The sequence below is a fragment of the Microbulbifer variabilis genome (assembly GCF_020524905.1).
GTDB lineage: Bacteria > Pseudomonadota > Gammaproteobacteria > Pseudomonadales > Cellvibrionaceae > Microbulbifer > Microbulbifer variabilis_A.
In genome coordinates this window covers 132028-153537 of record NZ_JAIVKI010000012.1, presented here as the reverse complement: position 1 = coordinate 153537, position 21510 = coordinate 132028, and the positions used below count along the sequence as shown (strand labels likewise).

Genomic DNA, 21510 nt, shown 5'->3' with positions numbered 1-21510 from the left:
ATCCAGCTTTCCAGGGTCGCTGCATCATGAGCGGTAATTGTGAAAACGTCAGGAGTATCCATGGGGCAAGTATACGCGAACTCAAATTACGTAACCTTATTTTCCGCATGGACCACTAGCTCTTTCTTGATGGCCTTTAAGATAGCCTGAATGGGCTTGTGAACAGACTTAGGCATTCTCCTGAGACGATTCTTTTGCATTGTACTCATCTCTAAGCACTGGTTCCTGACCGTCAGCAAATCACTGATATTTCTGAGTTTTTCTGGTTTGATTGATGACAATCTTGGCTTCATTGCTTCACCAAAATGTGCGATATCAATTGCATCTAGCTTATCTGTTTTGGCGAGCCGCCCCGCTGATTTTGCAAAGTTTCTTACTTGCGAAGGATTGCAAACAACTATCGGCAGTCCCGCTTTATGAGCAGCACAGACGAATTCTAATTCTAGTCTTCCTGTGGACTCGATTAATACTCTTTGAGGTTTAAGCGGTTGTAGTTGTTTAATGGCGTCTTTAATACCTTCTTTGTTATTGGTAACACTAAAAAACTGGCCACTAGGTCTCACATAAATATCGAGTTGTTTACTGCTGGTATCGATACCGACATTGATCTCTTGAGGTTCCATAAGATAAGCTATCTCCGCCTTGCTATTCGGGCTCGAGGCCCACATGACTATTCGAGTTATGCCTAGTGAGTGTCTGTCACGTTCATACTTGTTATCGGTCTTTATGAACCGGCGCAGCAACGAACTGTGACAAACAAGGCCTTCGGTGGCCGCCGAAGGTGGGTCTCAATTTACCCGTTAGCGAAAAGGATTTTCAACATCAGAATCGGACAAGAACAACCATACAAGGCGCTCAAATCTGACGTGCTAAAGCTGTCTTCCTTTTTTGCAAAAAGCAGCAAAAAGGCAGCCACTTTCATCATGCAGCTTAGCGCGGCGTTCAGGCTTTAGAAAAACTCTTAAAAGGTAGCTTTTTTGTTAAAATGGAGGTCTTGATGTCGAGATTATCCATATGCCCAATTTCAAACATTACGATTACAACCAAGATGCAATGGTCGTCATCAATTTTGAAGAACAACTACAACCTGAAACTTTTGAGTTTACACTTCATCATTTGATTGATGACCATATCGATCTCTCTGTCTTCCATAAAAAATATCAAAATGATAGCAGCGGGCGAACCGCCTATGATCCGGCTATCCTACTGAAAATCATATTGTTTGCTTACTCAAAAGGCATTACTTCAAGTCGTGAAATTCAATGGCAATGTGAAAACAATATTCTCTTCAAAGCACTGTCATGCGATACCGTTCCGCATTTTACTAGTATTGCGAGTTTCGTAAGCAGTCATCCTGATGCGATTGAGTCGGTGTTTGAGCAAGTGTTACTAGTCTGCGATCAGCAGGGGCTGCTTGGCAACGAACTATTTGCAGTAGATGGATGCAAGATGCCATCCAATGCCAGTAAAGAACATTCGAGGACTTTTAAAGAGCTAGAGCAGAAGCAGGAAAAAATTCGCAAGAAGATCAAACATTGCCTCAAAGAGCACAAGAGGCTTGATGGCAGGGAACCTAAAGAAAAAGAGCGAAAGCAAGCGTTCAGGCTGTAGAAAAACTAATGTGTTCCTATGATTCTTCAGATGTGATCAAATGTTGACCACAAATGGTGATTTTACGTGAATTCTGATTTAGTTTTCACTGATGAGTAAGCTATTTTTCACGTAGAAGCACAATATAAAATGAAGGCTGAGTTTTTCTACACCCTCGTTAGCTAAAGCAGCTGATACCCTGCAGAAACACTTTGATAAAATTGATCAGTTCTTAAAGAATCACTCCCCCAGGATGGGGCAAGGTAAAAACCCTAAAGAGGTAAAAAGTAATATTACGGACAATGAATCAGCCAAGATGACTACCAGCAAGGGAACCATCCAAGGCTATAACGGTGTTGCCGCAGTTGATAGGAAGCATCAGATCGTTGTTGAAGCACAGGCCTTTGGTGAGGGGCAGGAACATCATACACTGAAACCTATTCTCGATGGCATCAGTTGCCATTATCAGAATATAGGAATAGAAGAAGACATCTTGGTCAAACAGGTCATCATTACTGCTGATACTGGATTCTCCAACGATGCTAACTACAGCTACCTGCGAGAAAACGGCATTAATGCCTACATACCTGACAATAAATTCCGTTCCCGTGATAAAGCTTTTGCTAAGCAAAAAGCCAAGTATGGCAAGCGTAATCAAAATGGTAGAGCTAATGCTGATCAGGCTTTCCCAGCTAGTGAATTTACATTCAACAAGAAAAAGAAAACCTGCATCTGTCCGGCAGGAAAATACATGCTCTTGTTAAAAGAAGAGCATGTTAATGTCTGTTGTCGAGCCAATGTTTGGGAACATTGGTACCAACAAGCGATTGAATCGCTTCTCGCTATGAGGAAAAATTAAGGTTCAGGGACAATGGCAGATGTTCTGCTTGGTACTTAACATTGAAAAGTTGATGAGATATGGCAGTATCCACTGATTGAGTATAAATTAAGGGCATCAAGACGCCTAAATTTAATACAATGAAAGAAATTTGGTGATATAGCTACATTTAGGTCGAAATTTTAATTGGAGGAATCTGAGGAGTGACAGCTTTTCTAAAACTGTTTTTCTACAGCCTCGTTATCATTTGTAGCTTTTGAAAATTGAGGAGCAGATCATGTTTCATTTACTGGATCAGGCTCAATAGTTGTATTAAAGCGTGCTTTGAACTTCCCTTACTACGGAGCCATACCTGACTAGCGCATATTTGATCTTCATGTTTGTCACATTGATCTCAGTAGCGTTAAAATTGAGAACTTAGTATATGATAATAAGTTGTTTAAATTCTTTCTGGGCGCATATGTTGCGCCCTGCACCAGACAGCCTACACTGTGTTCCGGCTGCCGTTTAGCAAAGTGTTAGGCAACGCAACATCATCTGAAAACAAGGTAGGAATATATGAGTAAGCAAATATACATTAATTTGCCAGTTGCTGATCTACCCAAGTCGCTCGATTTTTTTAAAGCCCTCGGTTTCTCGCAAAATTCTCAGATGTCGAATGATGCAGGCGGGTGTATTGTTATTAGCGACTATATTTACGTCATGCTGTCCACACACGATTTGTTTCGTAACTTTACGCCAAAAACCATTTGTGACACAAAAAATGAAGTTGAAGTTTTAATCTCATTGGCCTGTGGAAGTCGAGAGGAGGTGGATGGGCTTGTTGCCAAAGCGCTTGCGGCAGGCGGCACAACATATGATAAACCCGAAGATTTAGGTTTCATGTATTCACACAGTTTTGTCGATCTAGATGGTCACGGATGGGGTCTTTTCCATGCTACAAATGATTCACATTCGCATGCCTAACAAGTGACTATGGTCCTTTGTCAAATATTTAAGCCCTTTTCTCATTCTAGTAAGTGTTGTTTTTACCATTGTATTTATGATGGTAAGTTGCTTCCTCATACATGGGGTAAGGGCTACTTTCTTTGGTTTACCAGCAGCGACCAGGCGCTCATATTGAAAGCAATTCGAGAAAGAAAAATTAATTATTAGCATTGAGTTTTGTTTTAATTTTTCCGACTTTAACTCGATGGAAGGTTAACTGTGATTCTGCTCTTGGAGGGAAGGATAGTGGGGCAGATAGATACGAATATGACCTTGTAGTTCCAATTTTTTTGTCTACAAGCCCAATTTGGGTATTGGTAAGTATTGCCATCTCTTGGTTAATTTTCAAGGTTTGGGCTAGAAAGTGTAATACCAAGATATAGGCTATATCGTCAGAAATGTATAACAAGCGCAAGCAGTTTACTCCGGCCCTTTGGGCCTCCACCGGACTGCCTTCGCGTTGCTTTGGCAGCCGTTTATGGCGGCGTTAACTACAAGACTTACCCTGAGGTTCGTTTAATGAAAGTAAAGAGAATAGTTTTAAATATCGAAGCGGCAAATCCAGATAATGCCAAAAGATTCTATGAGTCTATCTTTGACCTTGATCTTGTTATGGACCACGGCTGGATCAAAACATATAGCTCAGGCGAAGAAATGACCACCCAATTAAGTGTGGCATCTGAAGGTGGCTCCGGGACTGCTGTTCCTGATGTGTCAATTGAGGTTGATGATCTTGATTTCGTTTTAAAGAAAGTACTGGCTGAAAACATTCAAATTGAATACGGACCGGTATCAGAACCGTGGGGGGTTCGCAGGTTCTATGTCCGTGATCCATTTGGAAAGCTTGTTAATGTACTCCAACACGTATAAATAGTAGTTGCGCGATAACGGGTAACTATGGTCTTTATTTGGATGTCCTACTTCTTCTTTGAACTTGATTTGTCTTTTGATCGGCACTGTGTTTAGTATTGGTCATTCAGTTTCTTGGTTGGTAGTTAGAAGTTATGTTGCAGAAGTTGAAAGCCTCTTTGGGGATTGGTGCGGCTAAGGTCGATACTGTTTTAGAGAGCGCTAGCCTATTTCAGGGGGAGCTAATCAAGGGAAGTATCCACATCCTGGGGGGTAATGTTGAGCAGGAAGTTGATGCAATCAATTTAAAGCTCTGTACTGAGGCAAAAGTAGAAAATGATAATGGTACCGGCTATATCAATTTCACTTTAGATGACATAAAGATTGTAGAACCATTTACAATTGATGCCGGCGAAAGTATAGAAATACCCTTTGAGTTCAAGTTAAACGATGAGGCACCAATTACTGCACTTAGGGCCCATAAGAACGAATGTCGTGTTTGGTTGGAAACTACACTCGATATAGATTTCGCCATTGATCCCAAAGATAGGGACTACCTGGAAGTTAAGCCCCTGCCGGTGGTGCAGTCAATTTTCACTCTGATTGAAAACGAGGGTTTTGATCTGGTGAAGGCAGATGTTGAAAAAGGCTATTTGAATGGCGGTTCCTTTTCTTCAAAATCTGGCTGTTATCAGGAAATTGAATTTAAGGGTGGGGGATTTTTGGGAGCTAAGGAAATCGAACTTTCATTTATTTTGGATGGAGAAATGATTCACTGCCTGGCCGAGATTGACCGTAGGTTCGGGGGTCGGGGCGATGAATATCTGTCTTTTTCTCTCGCTATCGATGCCAATGATAGTGAAGTTCAAACTGCGGTTGAGGCAATTCTCTCCCGCTGACCTCGATAGTTATGTAGCTTTAGGGCGATAGCCTCAGATGATAAACCATGAACAAAATATTGCCGGGTAATAGCCCGGCTATATTTTGACTCGCTGCTCCTAAAAAAATATCTTACGTCAATTACCCTAAACAGGAGTGATTGTAGTGATTTCACATATCTCTCTTGGTACGAATAACCTGGAGCTGGCTCGCAGTTTTTATGGCCAGTTAATTAGCTTGCTTGGGGTAAGGAAATTTATGCGTTTGGTAGAGTGGTCTTTGGGGAATTTCCCAATTCCTCTAAGAAACTCGCGCTAACTGTGCCGTTCAATAATGAGTTTGCCAGCTTTGGTAATGGCACTATGGTTGCTCTTAAAGCCGAGAATGAAAAGGAAGTTGATCGTGTTTTTTCTATGGTTCTTAACTTGGGTGCTGTGAGCGAAGGTGAGTCAGGCCATGGAGATCCTGGAGCTTTCCTTGGTGCTTATTTCCGTGATCTGGAAGGGAACAGGATAGCGATTTTTACTCGGTGATTTTCCCCGAGTCACAATATTCTCGGGGAAAAGCATATTTGGACAATAATTATTGTGTGGCTTCCAGTTCTGCGGCCAAGGTGGTAATTAATTCTGTTGCTGGTAGGGCCCTGCATAGGGGGGCACCCTGGCCAGCCCATTGCACCGCAAAACTATCGCTGCCAGCTGCAGCCGAGGCGTTGGCGAGAGCCTTGCCGGCGCTGTAGCAAATGGGGTAATCAGGCCTTGCTGGCGCATTGCGGTTTAAATCCCGATAAAAACGATTGGCAATACCGCGAGCGGGACGCCCGGAGATATTGGCGGTGATTGCGGTGTGATGGGCTCGCTCGCTTTTAAGAGCTGCCCGGAAGTTATCGTCAGCGGCGGATTCTGGACAAAGAATAAAGGCGGTTCCCATCTGCACAGCGCTGGCGCCGAGTGAGAGAGCTGCGTGTATACCGGCTCCATCCATGATGCCCCCGGCGGCAATAATGGGCAGATTGCTTTGGCTGCAAAGCAGTCGGACTAGAGCGAGCGTCCCTATTTCTCGATCTTCTTCTGGATCAAATACCCCTCTATGACCGCCCGCCTCTATACCTTGAGCGATCAAGGCATCCATCCCCGCGTCTTCTGCGAGCTTTGCTTCTTCGGGAGTTGTGGCGGTGGCTATCAGGATTATCCCTGAATCTTTGAGCGCGCTGATGGCGCCTTGCTCGGGCAACCCAAAATGAAAGCTCACCACGGCGGGCTTTTCTTGCAGGAGCACTTCCAGCAGCTCGTTGTTACCAATGAAACTCGGGTAAGGTTCGTGTAACGCTTGGGGTGGTGTTGCATCCAGTTCCGAGAAATAAGGTGCCAGGTGGTTGAGCCAGGCGGCTTCACGCTGGGGATCTGCAACTGCTGGTTGATGGCAGAAGACATTGACGTTAAAGGGATGCTCGGTGAGTTCGCGGGTTTGTTGGATTATTTCGGCGACTTTCTGTGGGGAATAGGGGCCGAGTCCGATGGCGCCGAGTCCGCCGGCATTGGAGACTGCGGCAGCAAGTTCTGGAGTTGAGACACCAGCCATTGGCGCTTGAAAAATGGGGTGGGAAATTCCCAGTGTTTGCAGAATAGATTGCACTGCCCGTTCGCCTCGCTGTTCTTGCTCTAAGGAAACTCTGAAGAGTTTATTGTGTTTCTGCGGCCCTCAAGAATGTTCAGTGGGATTTTAGCCGGTGGCATTTGGGGGAGGTTCCCGCGCTACCTAGTGGTTTCTCAAGGGGCAAGTTGAGAGCCCACCTTAGGGGAATTCCGGCGCGCTAGCTATAGCGTGCCGGAAGTAATTTTTGAATTGGTGGAGATGAATTAGGCCTGAAGCCTAGATGGATAATTAGAGGTGCAGATTTAGGCCAATATAGGGGCCTTTAATTTCAACATCACTCTGCAAGTCATCCAGTTCATCCAGGTCCAGGTTCATCACACGATAGCCAGCCTCAATCGCCAAGTCCACGGCAGGTACGAAATCCCAGCGCACTTTTGCGGTGAAATCGGTGAGGGTATCGCCGCGATAAGCGGTGCCATTGCCCTGTGCAATAACAGACCAGCCGCTAAACGGCAGGTCAAAACGCGCCATTCCATAGGCCATTGGTAGGTAGCCTGTTAGCTGGATGGTCTCTGTGCGATCTTCACTAATGGCGGTAAATTCACCGTCGTATCTACGCGCGGTAAGGCCCAGATCCAGGTTTACCCAGTTGTCCAAAATTTCGTAATAGAAAGTGGCGTCGGTGTGGGTGAGGTCGAGGTCCGTGTTGATGGTTGTGCCACTTTGGAAAGTTACATCGTCGAAAGTCACGGTGCTTTGCAGTTCGGCGCTGCCATCGGTACCAATGTTGCTGTGTGCCAGCATGATATTGGGTACCAGCGGAATTGGGTGTTCCAGTGCGACCTGAATAAAGGTGATGTGGTCTTCGCTGAGGGAGAGTTTGTCCAGGTTGTAATCGTCCTTACCAATATTACCGTCGTAATTTGGCAGCCAGGCACCGAGGGTGGCATCGAAGCCGAGAATCGTATCAGCGCTGGCGGCACCGCTGCTGAGAAGGGCGCACAGGGCAATAGCAGATTTCTTCATGAGTTACTCTCCGTGATAAATTTGCCGCGGAGTGTACAGGGTTATTTTTAATGTGTTGCTGTAAGTTGCACATTTTCACAAATTTGTCGGCCGATTAAGCATAAGTGTCGCTTGCGGTGGAGTTGTAGTGCCGCAGAAAGAGTAGGGCGTTGTGCTATTTAAGGGGTGGGCGAAGTTGGGCGGAATTTATACGGGGCTTAGTCATGTTAGCCGCCGCCGGGCAATTTAGGGATTTGCTTCAAATAACATTCGCTGCAGTGCGCTGGCGGCATTACTCAGCGTACGGCCGCGATGGCTGATCACACCGAGGTTGCGCAAGACCTGCAATTTTCTCACCGGCAGTACTGCCAAGCTTTCATCCACCAGAGTTTGGGGTAAAACACTCCAGCCCAGTCCGACACAGGCCATCATCTTGATGGTTTCCAGAAAATTAGTGGCCAGCTTGGAGGTGAGCTTCAAGCCCTGGGCATCGAATTCCCTTTTGATCAGGCGTCCGGTATAGGTATTGAGGTCTGGCAGTATGGCGGGGTAATTGGCTAGGTCAGCCAGCTCCAACTCCGGGATTCGGGTGAGTGGATGGTTCGGTGCAGCGACTACTACGCAGGGGTCCGGCCAGATCACTTGTGCATTCAGGTGTGGGTAATCCTTGAGGGCCAGGGTGACCACGGCCAGTTCGTATTTGGCAGCCATCAGGGCTTCGTAGGCTTGCTCGGAGTCCACGAAGTCAATATCCAGGGCTACTTTCGGGTAGCGATTACTGAACTCCTTGAGTACTGGCGGGAGGTGATGTAGACCCACATGGTGACTGGTGGCGATGCGCAGGCTACCGCTAACGGTATCGCCAAGGGCGCGCAACTCTTGTTCGGTGTCGGAGATTTCATTGAGGATATGGCGGGCGCGGGGCAGTAGGGCGCGCCCGGCATCGGTGAGCTGTAGCTTACGGCCTATACGATCAAACAGCGGCGCCTGCAGCTGCTGCTCCAGAGCGGCGAGGCGCTTGCTGGCGGCGGGCTGGGTCAGGTGCAGTTGTTCTGCCGCCCCCGAAACGGAGCCCTGTTCGGCAATTGCCAGGAAAGCCTTCAACCACTGAATTTCCAATTGCTATGTCTCCCGCAGATGGAACTCTGGGCCCAATAGTACCTCAAATTCCATATTGGAATACATTGAATAATAAATATAAATTGGTGTTATTTTTGACTCCTGGTTAGACTCAGGCGCATAACTACTGAGAGGAAAGGCTGTGGCAGGGCAAACACTCTACGACAAACTCTGGCAGGACCACCTGATTAAGACCCGTGACGATGGGTCTGCGTTGATCTATATCGACCGCCACCTGATTCACGAGGTGACCTCTCCGCAAGCCTTTGAAGGGTTGCGTCTGGCTGGCCGACAACCCTGGCGCAAGGACTCCCTGGTCGCGACCCCCGATCACAATGTGCCTTCCGAGAGCGTTGAACGTGCGGCGGGTGTCAGCGGTATTCGCGACGATATTTCCCGAATTCAAGTGCAGACCCTGGATGAGAACTGCCGGGATTTCGACGTGGTGCAGTTCGGTATCAACGAACCGGGGCAGGGTATCGTGCATGTGATTGGACCGGAAACCGGCGCCACCCTTCCGGGTATGACGGTAGTGTGTGGCGATTCCCACACTTCTACCCACGGTGCGCTGGGGGCCCTGGCTCATGGTATTGGCACCTCCGAGGTGGAGCATGTGATGGCCACCCAGTGCCTCATCCAGCGCAAAATGAAGAATATGCTGGTGCGCGTGGATGGCGAGCTGCTTCCCGGCGTCACAGCCAAAGACGTAGTGCTGGCGATTATCGGCAAGATCGGCACCGCCGGCGGTACCGGCTATGCCATTGAGTTCGGCGGCGAAGTCATCCGCAAGATGTCCATGGAAGGCCGCATGACTGTGTGCAATATGGCGATAGAGGCCGGAGCCCGCGCGGGCATGGTGGCAGTGGACCAGATCACCCTCGATTATGTGAAGGGCAAGCCCTATGCGCCAAAAGGAGAGCATTGGGATAGAGCGGCTGAAGCCTGGAGCCAGCTGCACTCCGATGACGACTCAGTGTTCGACCAAGTGGTTGTGTTGCGTGGTGAGGAGATCGAGCCCCAGGTGAGCTGGGGGACCTCGCCGGAAATGGTTGTTCCTATTAGCGCCAATGTGCCGGACCCCGTTGCCGAAGGCGATTCTACCAAACGCACCGGTATGCAGCGCGCACTGGAATATATGGGACTGAGCGCCGGGCAGAGGATCAGTGATATCAAACTTGATCGCGTCTTTATTGGCTCCTGTACTAACTCCCGTATTGAGGACCTGCGCGCCGCTGCCGCTATAGCCAAGGGGCGCAGTAAGGCCGACAGCGTTAAACAGGTATTGATTGTACCCGGCTCCCAGGCGGTCAAGGCCCAGGCGGAGCGTGAGGGGTTGCACAAAATTTTTATCGAGGCCGGTTTCGAGTGGCGAGAGCCCTCCTGCTCCATGTGCTTAGCAATGAATGCGGATAAATTAGGGGCTGGTGAGCACTGCGCCTCCACATCCAACCGCAACTTTGAAGGCCGCCAGGGTTACGGTGGCCGCACACACCTGGTCAGTCCCGCGATGGCGGCGGCAGCGGCAATTGCCGGACACTTTGTGGATGTGCGTGAGATGGCACCAGTACAAGCGCAAGAGGAGATGGCCTGATGAGAGCATTTACCCAGCACGAGGGCCTTGTGGTGCCCATGGATCGTGCCAATGTGGATACGGACCTGATTATTCCCAAGCAGTTTCTGAAGTCCATCAAGCGTACTGGCTTCGGCCCCAACCTGTTTGATGAGTTGCGCTACCTGGATGAGGGTTTTCCCGGTCAGGACTGCTCGGCTCGCCCGATTAACCCGGATTTCCCCCTGAATTTTCCACGCTATCAGGGTGGCTCGGTGCTGCTGGCGCGGGAAAATTTTGGCTGCGGCTCCAGTCGTGAACACGCTCCCTGGGCGTTGGAAGATCACGGTTTCCGCGCAATCATCGCCCCCAGTTTTGCCGATATCTTCTTTAACAACTGTTTTAAAAACGGGTTGCTGCCAATCGTTTTGCCCGAAGCCGTGGTACACCGCTTGTTCGAGGAAACGCACGCGCAGGAAGGCTACACCCTCACTATCGACCTAGAGCAGCAGCATATTCACAAGCCCTGTGGCGAGACGATTGCCTTCGAGGTGGATGCCTTCCACAAACACTGTCTGATTAACGGTCTCGACCACATCGGCCTGACTTTGGAACATGCCGATGATATTCGCGCATATGAAATGAAGCGACGTGAAAAAGCGCCCTGGCTTTTCGATGCGGTTCAGTACTAAAAGGAAATTCCTGTGACAAAAAAAGTAATGATTCTGCCGGGCGACGGCATTGGCCCGGAAATTGTTGAGCAGGCTATGGCGGTGCTGGAAGTTGCATCGGAAAAATACAATTTAGGGCTGAGTTTTGAACAGGGCCTGATCGGCGGCGCCTCAATCGATGCGCATGGTGAGCCCCTCACCGACGAAACGCTCAAGGCCGCAGGCGAGTGCGATGCGGTATTGCTCGGCGCTGTCGGTGGCCCCCAATGGGATACCCTGACGCGGGAAATTCGTCCGGAAAAGGGATTACTGAAAATTCGCAGCGTGCTAGGCCTTTATGCCAATCTGCGCCCGGCCATTCTCTATCCGCAACTAGCCGACGCCTCTTCGCTCAAACCGGAGGTGGTCGCTGGGCTGGACATTCTGATTGTGCGCGAACTCACCGGCGGGATTTATTTCGGTGAGCCCCGCGGTATTCGCACCCTGGAGAATGGTGAGCGCCAGGGCTTCAACACCTATGTGTACAGCGAATCGGAAATTGAGCGCATCGCCCGTTCGGCTTTTGAGGCGGCGCAAAAGCGCAGTGGCAAACTCTGTTCTGTCGATAAGGCCAATGTACTGGAAGTCACCGTACTCTGGCGCGAAGTACTGGATCGCCTGGCGCCGGAGTACCCGGATGTGGAACTGTCACACATGTATGTGGACAATGCCGCGATGCAGCTGGTGCGCGCACCCAAGCAGTTCGATGTAATGGTGACTGGCAATATGTTCGGCGATATTCTCTCCGATGCCGCCGCCATGCTCACCGGTTCCATCGGCATGCTGCCATCCGCTTCCCTAAACGAAAACGGTTTCGGTTTGTATGAACCCTGCCACGGTTCCGCTCCAGATATCGCCGGGCAGGGCATCGCCAACCCGCTCGCCACTATTCTGTCGGCGGCGATGATGCTGCGTTACTCCCTGGATATGGGCGAAGCGGCGGATGCCATCGAGGCCGCAGTCAGCAAGGTGCTGGAGCAGGGGCTGCGCACTGCCGATATTTACACAGAGGGTTGCCGCAAAGTTTCCACGGCGGAGATGGGTGCCGCTGTCGTCGCCGCGCTTTGAGTGCGAGTGACCGTAAGAATTTGCCCATTTCACTATCGCGCCACTTTCTCGGTGGCGCACTCTGATCACATCACAAACAGGACAAAGCAATGCAGAAAATAGGTTTTATCGGCTGGCGCGGTATGGTTGGCTCGGTATTACTGGAACGCATGAGCGCCGAGGATGACTTTGCGCATATCGCTGAACCGATCTTCTTCTCCACCTCCAATGCTGGCGGTAAAGCGCCGGATATCGGCCGCGAGTTGCCGCCGCTCGGCGACGCTTACGATATCGATGCACTCGCGGCGCTGGATGCCATTGTCAGCTGCCAGGGCGGCGATTACACCAAAGAGGTTTTCCCCCGCCTGCGCGAGGCCGGCTGGCAGGGCTATTGGATCGATGCGGCATCCAGCCTGCGTATGCAGGAGGACGCGGTGATCGTACTGGACCCGGTCAACCGCGATGTGATCGACCGTGCCATCGATGCGGGGCAGAAGAATTTTATCGGCGGCAACTGCACAGTGAGCCTGATGCTGATGGCTTTGGGTGGCCTGTTTAAGGCGGATCTGGTGGAGTGGGTCACTGCCATGACCTATCAGGCCGCCAGTGGTGCGGGAGCTCAAAATATGCGCGAGTTGATCGCGCAAATGGGCGCGATTCGCGACGGCGTGACACCGGAGCTGGAAAATCCCGCCAGCGCCATTTTGGATATCGATCGCAAGGTGGTTGCGGACATGCGCTCGGCGGAATTCCCCACTGCACAGTTTGGTGCGCCTCTGGCCGGCAGCCTGCTGCCCTGGATCGATACTCAATTGGACAATGGCCAGAGCCGCGAAGAGTGGAAGGCCCAGGTGGAAGCCAACAAAATTCTGCAAACCCAGAGTCCAATTCCGGTGGATGGCACCTGCGTGCGTATCGGCGCCATGCGCTGTCACAGCCAGGCTTTTACCGTGAAGCTGAAAAAAGATCTGCCGCTGGAAGAAATAGAGCAGTTGCTGGACAGTGCTAACGATTGGGTCAATGTGGTACCCAATGAGCGTGAGGCCACATTGCAGCAGCTGACGCCCACAGCGGTCACCGGCAAGCTGGATATTCCTGTGGGGCGTCTGCGTAAGTTAAGCATGGGGCCCCAATACCTGAACGCTTTTACCGTGGGCGATCAATTACTCTGGGGGGCAGCCGAACCGCTGCGCCGTATCCTGCTGATTTTGCTGGGTAAGCTGTAACTGGTACAGCTTGGTATAAGTTCTCTAGCGGCGCATGTTGCTGTGTTTGTTAATAGAGGACATTTTGCCAAGCTGTGAACCCCATCAAGTAAAAAGCCGCTACTGGTTGTCATAGCGGCTTTTTCGATTTTCCCCCACGGGTATAATCGCCCCCTCATTTTTTCCTTTCCAACCCAACGAAGTGAATAGCCATGTCCGAAGCCGCCCGCAAACTGGTCATCGTCGGTGTCGATAACGCCGCCTTTGCCCCTCTGCTGGAAATCCTGGAGGAGCGGGAAATTATTACCGCCGAGCAGCTGTGTTTGCTGGAGAGCGAGGAGCGCGAAGTCGATCCGCAGGTATTTGCCAATCGCAGTATCCCGGTACAAGCCCTGGAAAAATTCACTTTTGCCGAGGGGCAGGTGGTCATTTTGCTGGACTCCAGCGAAGCCATTAATGTGGCTATGAACAGCGCCGAAAACAGCGGTGCCTGGATAGTGGATGCGGCGAACAATACCCGCGGCGACGAGAGTGTTGCCCTGATCCATCCCGCATTCAACGCAGCAGAATTAGCCAGCGCGGAGCGCCGCGTAGTGGCAGTGCCCAGTGCCGGCGCCGCCATGGTAGCTGAAGCGCTATTTCCCCTGGCAGAAAACCTGCAGGGTGTGCAGGTGCAACTCAATCAACCGGTATCCGCCTTAGGTAAAGCAGCCATTGATGCCACTGCGGCGCAGACCGCGCGTATGTTCAGTGGCCAGGATGCGGAGGTCGATCCCGCCATTGGACACCGCCTTGCATTTAATCAACTCAGCGCCAGTGAAGCCTTGCTCGCCAGTGGCCACACCCTCGGCGAGCTGACTTTGATTCACGACTTGCGCCGTTTGCTCGGCGATGACGTCGCTATTGATGCCAGTATTAATACGGTTTCTGTCTTTCACGGCCAGCTGGCCAATTTAGGCATTGTTTTGCGCGAAGAGACGGACCTGGAAAAAATACGCGCACTGTTAGCCAATGGTGTGCGCCTTCAGTTGGCGGAACAGCCCTCGGCGGAAAATGCCGTGGGTAGTGACGTGACAATCATAGGTCGCTTACGCCAAAGCCTACTTGGCAAGCGGCAGATAAACCTTTGTGCGGTGTCGGATAATCTGCGCAAAGACGTTGCAATGAACTGTGCACAAATTGCTCACTTGTTGCTAAAAAACTACTGATATTTAATACTTAGCCGCCATAGTGAAGGTGTAATCTTAACTTTGGTCCGGCTGCGAATGGCGAATGATTCGCCCTGGTTGGTGGCCGCCCGTATGGCGGTCAAATAGTCGAACGATTACTGTTCAGTAATGGGGATTTTCTGAAGGCGCGCTTTTCGGAAGCCCTGGGAAGATTCTAACAATAAAGGGAATCGGATATGCGTGTGCGTAAGTTGGCACTTGCAGTTGGTCTAGTCGGTGCACTGGGAAGCAACGCGACTCTGGCGCTCGGACTGGGGGAGATCAAACTCAACTCCACCCTTAATCAACCGCTCGATGCGGAGATTGGCCTGCTGCAAACCCGCGGCCTGGACGATGCTGAGATCAAAGTACGTCTGGCGGGGCCGGATGAATTTGACCGCGCTGGAGTGGAGCGCTCCTACCTACTCACTTCACTGCGTTTTGATGTGGATTATTCGGGCAGCAAGCCGGTGGTCCGTATTACCAGCCGCGAACCGATTCGCGAACCCTTTCTGAATTTCCTGGTTGAAACCCGCTGGCCCAGTGGACGTTTGCTGAGGGAATACACCCTGTTGATGGATCTGCCGGCGTTTTCACCGAACAGCGCTCAACAGCCGGTGCGCGCCGCCGAACGCGAGCGCCAGCAGGTGCGCCGTGACACCCAGACGCAGAGACCAGCTCCGCGTCCAGCGCAACCCGCACAGCAGCCGGTTGCCGAACCAGAAGTGGAGCAACCCGCTGAAACACCTGCAGCACAGCAACCCGAGCCTGTGCGTCGCCAGCCGCAGCGCGCTTCTGCCGATAGTGGTGACAGCAGTCAGGTTTACGGCCCGGTTTCCTCTGCCGACACCCTGTGGGAAATCGCTCTTGATAATCGTGTCAGCCGCGAATTTTCCGTGCAGCAAACCATGTTGGCGATCCAGCGCCTGAATCCGGAAGCTTTTATCAACGGTAATATCAACCTGTTGAAAAAGGGTGCGGTGTTGCGTCTGCCCAACAGCGAAGATTTGCGTAGCCTGAGCCTCACTGAGGCAATTTCCGAAGTGGCGCAGCAGAATGATTCCTGGCGTCAACGTAACCGCTCCGAGGAGGTCGCTTCAGGAGCGCCGCTGGATGCGCGCCCGGCTGAGGAAGAGCGCCTTGCCAGCACTGAGATTGAAGGTCGCGTAAGCCTGACGGCCCCCGGCGACAACGAATCTGTTATCTCAGGCTCCGGCAGTGGTTCTGAGGATAGTGAGGCCCTGGAAGGCGACCTGACGGTGGCCGAAGAAGAGCTGGATAAATCCCAGCTGGAAAATACCGAGTTGCGCGAGCGTATCGCCGAACTCGATGAACAGATCGATACCATGGAGGCCTTGGTAGAGGTTTCCAATGATGAAATGCTCGCTGTGCAGGCCGCCGCCGAATTGTCTGACCCGCTCCTCGATACCAGTGAAATTGACAGCGACGAGCTGGTCGACAATGAGTTGGACGGTGAAGAAGGGCAGTCGGACGAAGCCCTTGCAGGCGAATCCCTCGATGACTCTATCGAGCAGAATACTGCGCAAGAGGCCGAAGCTGAGCCGGAATCCCGTAATCGCGTAGTATCTGTTCAAACCCAGCCTGAGCCCAGCCTGATGGAGAAGCTCGGCGAAAACATGCAATTGGTCGGCATCGGTGCTGCAGGTTTGCTGGTGGGTTTGTTCGGTTTCTTTACCTGGCGCCGTCGCAAGGCTGAGCAGGAGGCCGAGCAGGAACTGGAGCAGCAGTTGGCCGCAGAGGAATCTTCCCTGGGGGTGCCTGACACGGTTACCAGTGCCGATGAAACACTGGCTGCAGTGGAGAGTATGGAAGCAGACAATGCTTTCGATCTCAGCGATCTGGGTGATGTAGGCACCGATGATCCCATCTCCGAGGCAGAAATTCATTTGTCTTTGGGGCAGTACGAAGAAGCAGAGAGCAAGCTGCTGCTTGGCCTGGAAAAAGACCCTCAGGTAGTGGATGCGCGTCTGATGCTGATGGAAGTCTACGCTCACAATCAGGATATCGAGAAGTTCGACGACCACTATATCCAGTTGCTCGCCATCAGTGATGGCCCTGCCGCCGACCGCGCCGCGCGCCTGCGTGAGACGATTGCCGGTGCGCCAGACTTTGAAGCTCCGTCGATGGACTTCTCCAGCGAATCCCTGGAAGCGGCACAGCTGGATGATATCGGCGCTGCTCTCGATCAGGATTTCTCCACGGCCGAGCCTGCCCGGTCTAATGAGGATGGTTTTAACAGCGACTCGCTGCTCGACGACCTCACCATGGACCTGTCTCTGGACCATGAGCAAGCGGATGGCGAATTAGCTACAGAAGAATTGTCCCTCGACTTGGGCGACACCTTTGCGGAGCCGCCCCTGGACACGGGTGATTCTCTCGACCTGGATAGTGAATTCAACCTCGATGACTTGGATCTCGATGGTGCTTTGGATGCTCAACAGGATAGTCTCCAGTTGGCGTCTGAAAGTAATGAAGAGTTAAACCTCGATGACCTCGATTTTGGCGAGCTGGATCTCGGTGACCTGAACAATGTCGAATCTGATGAGCTGGCGCTGCTAGATCCATTAGCAGAAGAAGCCTCCACAGAAAGCGAGGCAGATCTTGCTCCTATCGATTTTGATACCTCTGAACTGGATCTAGACTCCTTGGCACTCGACGCCGCTGAGAGCCCTGAGGCTGGCATTGACGAGTTGGCTGCTGAGTTGGAAGTGGCTGGTTCAGAGGCTGAAAAAAGCAGGTCCGGAGGCTCCATCGGCGGTCTGGATTTTGAACTGGACCTCTCCATGATGGATGGGGCCGCGAAGGAATTGCACGCCGATGAGGCTCTGGAGGCTGTTGTCGACGCAGCGCCAAGCGCGGGTGCCGAGGATGAGTTCTCACTGGAGGCTTTCTCTGAAGACGATCTGGATATGATTGGTTCAGAGTTGGATGGTGAGCTTGATCTCGACAGCATTGATCTCGACGATATTGCCGGGGAACTCGCCTCGACAGAATCACTGGAGGTCGCAACCAGCGCCGCAGTTGCCGACAATGCGGAAGCTAATGGTTTGTCACAGGAAGACGACCTCGAGTTTGATATGGCTTCCCTGGAGGCTACCGGTGAGGAACTGTCTCTTGGTGAAGGCGCTGTCGAAGAAGAGTTCTCCCTCGAGGACGAGTTGGCCCTGATTGATGAATCCACCGATGGGGATCTGGCTTTTGGTCTGAGCACCGGGAGTGATATCGAGCTAGAGTCTGCAACAGATCGAGAGCCATTAGGCCGTGAACAGAGTGGTGAAGCGCTAGCCACTCAGCAGCAAGACGCCGAGTCCGAATTTGCCGGTTTGGATTTCAATTTGGAGAACGACCTTAATTCCGAGCTTAGCCTGCTAGAAGGTGGCGACGAGATGGGTACCAAGTTGGAGTTGGCTCAGGCCTATATGGATATGGGTGACAAAGAGGGTGCTAAGGATATTCTCAAGGAAGTGGCCCAGGATGGTGGTGGCGAGCATAAGAGCCGCGCCGAGGAGATGTTGGAGCGCATGGTTTAACTGTTCCATAACTCCGCTTAAAAAAACCTCGCACTGGCTGCGAGGTTTTTTTATGTTGCCGGGACTCCCGGCTTATTTCCGGGCTCTACTCGAGTTGTCGGATTTTTGCTATTAAACGCTGTCCTCGGCTTTGGGGGCGGCACACTGACTGAGTAATTTTGCCGTTATGACACAGGCAACAGAACGCGAATATATCTACAAAGCCAATGGAGAGGTCCCCCCCGGTGAACAGTTGCCCGAGGGGCTGCGTCGAATTGCACTGGGTGTCGAGTATTGTGGCGCGCGGCTGCACGGCTTTCAAAAACAGAAGTCTGCCGCAGAAACTGTACAGGCCCACCTGGAGTGGGCCCTCTCCAATATTGCTGCGGAAACTATCACCCTGGTTTGTGCTGGGCGTACCGACGCTGGAGTGCATGCCACGAATCAGGTGATCCACTTCGATACCCGTGCTCAGCGCCCGGAACGCGCCTGGGTCCAAGGCGTGAATACAAAACTGCCGGACTCTGTGCGGGTACGCTGGGTTCGTGAGATGCCGGCGCAATTTCATGCGCGCTTTTCTGCCCATGCGCGTAGCTATCGCTATTTAATTCACAGTTCGCTGACCCGCTCAGCTCACAGTGCAGCGGAGGTCACTTGGACTCAGCATGCACTGGACGTGGATGCCATGCGCGAGGGGGCGAAGCACTTGATTGGCCGCCAGGATTTCACCAGTTTCCGCGCCTCCCAGTGCCAGGCCAAGAGCCCAGTGCGGGAAATCACCCGCCTGGATATCGCTCGTGTGGGGCAGCTGATCGTGTTGGAGGTGAGCGCAAACGCTTTCTTACATCATATGGTGCGCAATATTACCGGTGTATTGATGGCGGTGGGCCGCGGTGAGCGCAGCCCGGACTGGGTACGGGAAGTACTGGAGAAGCGCGATCGCTCTGCCGGGGGAGTCACTGCGCCGCCATTCGGTTTATATTTGGTGGATGTGCAATACCCGCGGGAATTTCCACTGCCTGTCTGTGAGCCGGGACCTTTGCTGGTGCCTCTGGCACTTGGTACGCTTCCGCAGCTTTAAATAATTGGCGGATTTTATCGAGTCTCCCTTAAGTTGGATTCTCAAGTTGCGCTTTCGCCGAAATAGCACGCGTTTCGCACCCGGTGTCAATCTGCTAGTATCCTGGGTTCCCTCATTTTTGTTGGCCGCTCGGCCGGCTCCAGGTTAAGCGATGCAAGTGAAGATTTGCGGCATCACCCGTGTAGAAGATGCCCTGATGGCTGTTGACGCCGGCGCGGATGCGCTGGGATTGGTCTTCTATAAGGCCAGTCCTCGCTATATCGACCCAATGGCTGCTGCAGTAATTGCCGCAGCAATTCCTCCCTTTGTGACCCTGACAGGCTTGTTCGTGGATGCCGCCCAGAGTGAAGTAGACCAGGCACTGGGGAAGGTTCCTCTCAATCTATTGCAGTTTCACGGTGAGGAAACGGCCCGTTACTGCGAGCAGTTTCGCAGGCCCTATATCAAGGCCTTGCGTATGAAAGAGGGCTTGGATGTTGTTGCTGCAATGCAGGAACACCCCAAAGCGCGCGGATTTTTACTGGATGCCTATCGCCCAGGTGTTCCCGGTGGCACCGGTGAGACCTTTGACTGGGACAGGGTGCCGCAGAAAAGTGGCCGGTCCATAGTCCTTGCCGGCGGACTGAACGCGGACAATGTTTCCAAGGCGATATTAGCAGCGCGCCCCCAGGGAGTGGATGTCAGCGGAGGCGTAGAAGACGCGCCGGGTATTAAAGACCTGCAAAAAGTGAGTGCTTTTATTCGCGCAGCTAAAGGCTATTAGTTTGCGAGACTGAATAAATTAGCGTCACAAGAGTGTGTCGCTGCCGGTAAAGCCGGCAAGATCCAGGAAATACAAGCAGCTCTGGATATCTGCACCAGTATTTTCTGGTGATGTTTTAATTGTTCAGAAAGAGCTATAGCTACATAAGACGAAAGCGGCACAGGGAAGTGCCGCCGCCGGCAGTGCCGGCGCGAGCCAGCAAATACCAGCAGATCCACGTATCTGCGCCAGTATTTTCTGGCGACGTTTGAATCGTTCAGGAGGAACGATTCAAACATTAAATAGACAGGCGAATTTTTAAAAACCACGTGACCCACGGAGTATGAGTGTGAGTAAGCCAGGTGCTATTGATTTTTCCACCTTCCCGGATGCGAGCGGACATTTTGGTCCCTACGGCGGTCGCTTTGTATCGGAGACGCTGATCAGCGCATTGGATGAGCTTCAGGCAATGTATAGCCGCCTGAAAGATGATCCGGATTTTGTCGCTGCCTTTGATCACGATCTGGCGCACTATGTAGGCAGACCATCACCGCTGTATCTCGCTGAGCGATTGACTGAGCAAGCGGGCGGTGCGCGAATCTGGCTTAAGCGGGAAGACCTCAACCATACCGGTGCGCACAAAGTAAATAACACCGTTGGCCAGGCACTGTTGGCCAAGCACAGCGGTAAAAGTCGTGTGATTGCTGAAACCGGCGCGGGCCAGCACGGTGTGGCTACCGCCACAGTGGCCGCGCGTTTGGGATTACAGTGTACGGTTTATATGGGCGCTGAGGACGTCAAGCGTCAGTCTCCTAATGTCTATCGTATGAAGCTGCTGGGTGCCGAAGTGGTGCCGGTGGAGTCCGGTTCCAAGACATTGAAAGATGCCATGAATGAGGCTATGCGCGACTGGGTGACCAATGTCGATAACACTTTCTACATTATCGGCACTGTGGCTGGCCCCCATCCCTATCCTCAGTTGGTGCGGGACTTCAACTCGATTATTGGACGCGAAGCGCGCCGCCAGAGCCTGGAACAGTTTGGCCAGTTGCCCGACGCCCTGGTGGCCTGTGTCGGCGGCGGCTCCAATGCGATTGGACTGTTCCACCCCTTCCTCAATGACTCTGAAGTGAAAATGTTTGGCGTTGAGGCCGGCGGTGAAGGTCTGGCCACCGGCAGGCACGCGGCGCCTCTCAATGATGGTATTCCCGGAGTTCTGCACGGCAACCGCACCTATTTGATGGAAGATGAAGACGGCCAGATTATCGAAACCCATTCTGTTTCTGCGGGTCTCGATTACCCCGGTGTTGGCCCTGAACACGCCTGGCTCAAAGATATCGGCCGTGTTGAGTATGTCACCGCCGATGATAAAGAGGCGCTCGACGCCTTCCGTCGTCTCACCCGCACCGAGGGTATTCTGCCGGCGCTGGAGTCCAGCCATGCAGTTGCCTACGCGATGAAACTTGCGGCTGAAATGGCGCCTGAACAAAACATTGTGGTGAACCTCTCCGGTCGCGGTGACAAAGATATTTTCACCGTTGCCGCGATTGACGGTATTGAGGTTTAACCGATGGC

The 21510-nt window shown here is 52.0% G+C and carries 19 protein-coding genes; 15 read left to right on the top strand and 4 right to left on the bottom strand.

The features are described from left to right. Nucleotides 1-86: 86 nt before the first annotated feature. Nucleotides 87-623: an IS110 family transposase gene (locus LC073_RS14460; RefSeq protein ID WP_226647960.1), complete on the bottom strand. Its 537-nt coding sequence runs from the start codon at nucleotides 621-623 to the stop codon at nucleotides 87-89. Nucleotides 624-1014: 391 nt separating this feature from the next. On the opposite strand from LC073_RS14460, the gene LC073_RS14455 reads away from it, so the two are divergent. The 6 genes from LC073_RS14455 to LC073_RS14430 all read left to right on the top strand — a co-directional run bounded on the left by LC073_RS14455 (nucleotide 1015) and on the right by LC073_RS14430 (nucleotide 5676). Beyond that, nucleotides 1015-1611 carry a transposase gene (locus LC073_RS14455; protein ID WP_226647959.1) on the top strand — a complete coding sequence of 199 codons (597 nt, stop codon included), beginning with the start codon at nucleotides 1015-1017 and terminating at the stop codon, nucleotides 1609-1611. Nucleotides 1612-1843: 232 nt separating this feature from the next. Next, a complete protein-coding gene (locus LC073_RS14450; RefSeq protein ID WP_226647958.1) occupies nucleotides 1844-2449 on the top strand; it encodes a transposase in 606 nt (201 codons plus the stop codon). 537 nt (nucleotides 2450-2986) lie between these two features. Next, nucleotides 2987-3394 carry a VOC family protein gene (locus LC073_RS14445; protein ID WP_226647957.1) on the top strand — a complete coding sequence of 136 codons (408 nt, stop codon included), beginning with the start codon at nucleotides 2987-2989 and terminating at the stop codon, nucleotides 3392-3394. A 540-nt stretch (nucleotides 3395-3934) separates the two neighbouring features. Further along, nucleotides 3935-4285, top strand: a complete 351-nt coding sequence (locus LC073_RS14440) for a VOC family protein (RefSeq protein ID WP_226647956.1) — start codon at nucleotides 3935-3937, stop codon at nucleotides 4283-4285. 134 nt (nucleotides 4286-4419) lie between these two features. Continuing rightward, on the top strand, nucleotides 4420-5163 hold the full coding sequence (locus LC073_RS14435) for a sporulation protein (protein WP_226647955.1): 744 nt from the start codon (nucleotides 4420-4422) through the stop codon (nucleotides 5161-5163). 300 nt (nucleotides 5164-5463) lie between these two features. Beyond that, nucleotides 5464-5676, top strand: coding sequence for a hypothetical protein (locus LC073_RS14430; protein ID WP_226647954.1), 213 nt, complete (start codon nucleotides 5464-5466; stop codon nucleotides 5674-5676). Nucleotides 5677-5725: 49 nt separating this feature from the next. Here the strand turns inward: LC073_RS14430 and LC073_RS14425 are convergent, their stop codons facing one another. The 3 genes from LC073_RS14425 to LC073_RS14415 all read right to left on the bottom strand — a co-directional run bounded on the left by LC073_RS14425 (nucleotide 5726) and on the right by LC073_RS14415 (nucleotide 8863). Next, the gene (locus LC073_RS14425) at nucleotides 5726-6778 is read right to left on the bottom strand and encodes an NAD(P)H-dependent flavin oxidoreductase (RefSeq protein WP_226647953.1); all 1053 of its coding nucleotides are present in this window, start codon (nucleotides 6776-6778) and stop codon (nucleotides 5726-5728) included. A 249-nt stretch (nucleotides 6779-7027) separates the two neighbouring features. Beyond that, nucleotides 7028-7765 (bottom strand): TIGR04219 family outer membrane beta-barrel protein, encoded by a 738-nt coding sequence (locus LC073_RS14420; protein WP_226647952.1) that lies wholly within the window; start codon nucleotides 7763-7765, stop codon nucleotides 7028-7030. A gap of 225 nt (nucleotides 7766-7990) precedes the next feature. Beyond that, a complete protein-coding gene (locus tag LC073_RS14415; RefSeq protein ID WP_152454357.1) occupies nucleotides 7991-8863 on the bottom strand; it encodes a LysR family transcriptional regulator in 873 nt (290 codons plus the stop codon). 142 nt (nucleotides 8864-9005) lie between these two features. Here LC073_RS14415 and leuC point away from each other — a divergent pair, with 142 nt between their 5' ends. The 9 genes from leuC to trpB all read left to right on the top strand — a co-directional run bounded on the left by leuC (nucleotide 9006) and on the right by trpB (nucleotide 21502). Beyond that, nucleotides 9006-10454 (top strand): 3-isopropylmalate dehydratase large subunit, encoded by a 1449-nt coding sequence (gene leuC / locus LC073_RS14410; RefSeq protein WP_226647951.1) that lies wholly within the window; start codon nucleotides 9006-9008, stop codon nucleotides 10452-10454. Next, nucleotides 10454-11104 (top strand): 3-isopropylmalate dehydratase small subunit, encoded by a 651-nt coding sequence (leuD, locus tag LC073_RS14405; protein ID WP_226647950.1) that lies wholly within the window; start codon nucleotides 10454-10456, stop codon nucleotides 11102-11104. Before leuC ends, leuD begins: the two co-directional genes overlap by 1 nt. A 27-nt stretch (nucleotides 11105-11131) precedes the next feature. Then, nucleotides 11132-12190, top strand: a complete 1059-nt coding sequence (gene leuB, locus LC073_RS14400) for a 3-isopropylmalate dehydrogenase (RefSeq protein ID WP_264190597.1) — start codon at nucleotides 11132-11134, stop codon at nucleotides 12188-12190. An 89-nt stretch (nucleotides 12191-12279) separates the two neighbouring features. Then, complete coding sequence (asd, locus tag LC073_RS14395; protein ID WP_226647948.1) at nucleotides 12280-13395, top strand: aspartate-semialdehyde dehydrogenase; 1116 nt, start codon at nucleotides 12280-12282, stop codon at nucleotides 13393-13395. A gap of 191 nt (nucleotides 13396-13586) precedes the next feature. After that, nucleotides 13587-14582 carry an Asd/ArgC dimerization domain-containing protein gene (locus tag LC073_RS14390; protein ID WP_226647947.1) on the top strand — a complete coding sequence of 332 codons (996 nt, stop codon included), beginning with the start codon at nucleotides 13587-13589 and terminating at the stop codon, nucleotides 14580-14582. 197 nt (nucleotides 14583-14779) lie between these two features. Continuing rightward, nucleotides 14780-18133 (top strand): FimV/HubP family polar landmark protein, encoded by a 3354-nt coding sequence (locus tag LC073_RS14385; RefSeq protein ID WP_226647946.1) that lies wholly within the window; start codon nucleotides 14780-14782, stop codon nucleotides 18131-18133. Between the two features lie 166 nt (nucleotides 18134-18299). Next, nucleotides 18300-19193, top strand: a complete 894-nt coding sequence (gene truA / locus LC073_RS14380; protein WP_226647945.1) for a tRNA pseudouridine(38-40) synthase TruA — start codon at nucleotides 18300-18302, stop codon at nucleotides 19191-19193. Between the two features lie 151 nt (nucleotides 19194-19344). Further along, entirely contained in the window at nucleotides 19345-19956 is a 612-nt protein-coding gene (locus LC073_RS14375) for a phosphoribosylanthranilate isomerase (protein ID WP_226647944.1), read from the top strand. A 322-nt stretch (nucleotides 19957-20278) separates the two neighbouring features. Beyond that, nucleotides 20279-21502 (top strand): tryptophan synthase subunit beta, encoded by a 1224-nt coding sequence (gene trpB / locus LC073_RS14370; RefSeq protein ID WP_226647943.1) that lies wholly within the window; start codon nucleotides 20279-20281, stop codon nucleotides 21500-21502. The last annotated feature ends 8 nt before the right edge of the window (nucleotides 21503-21510 follow it).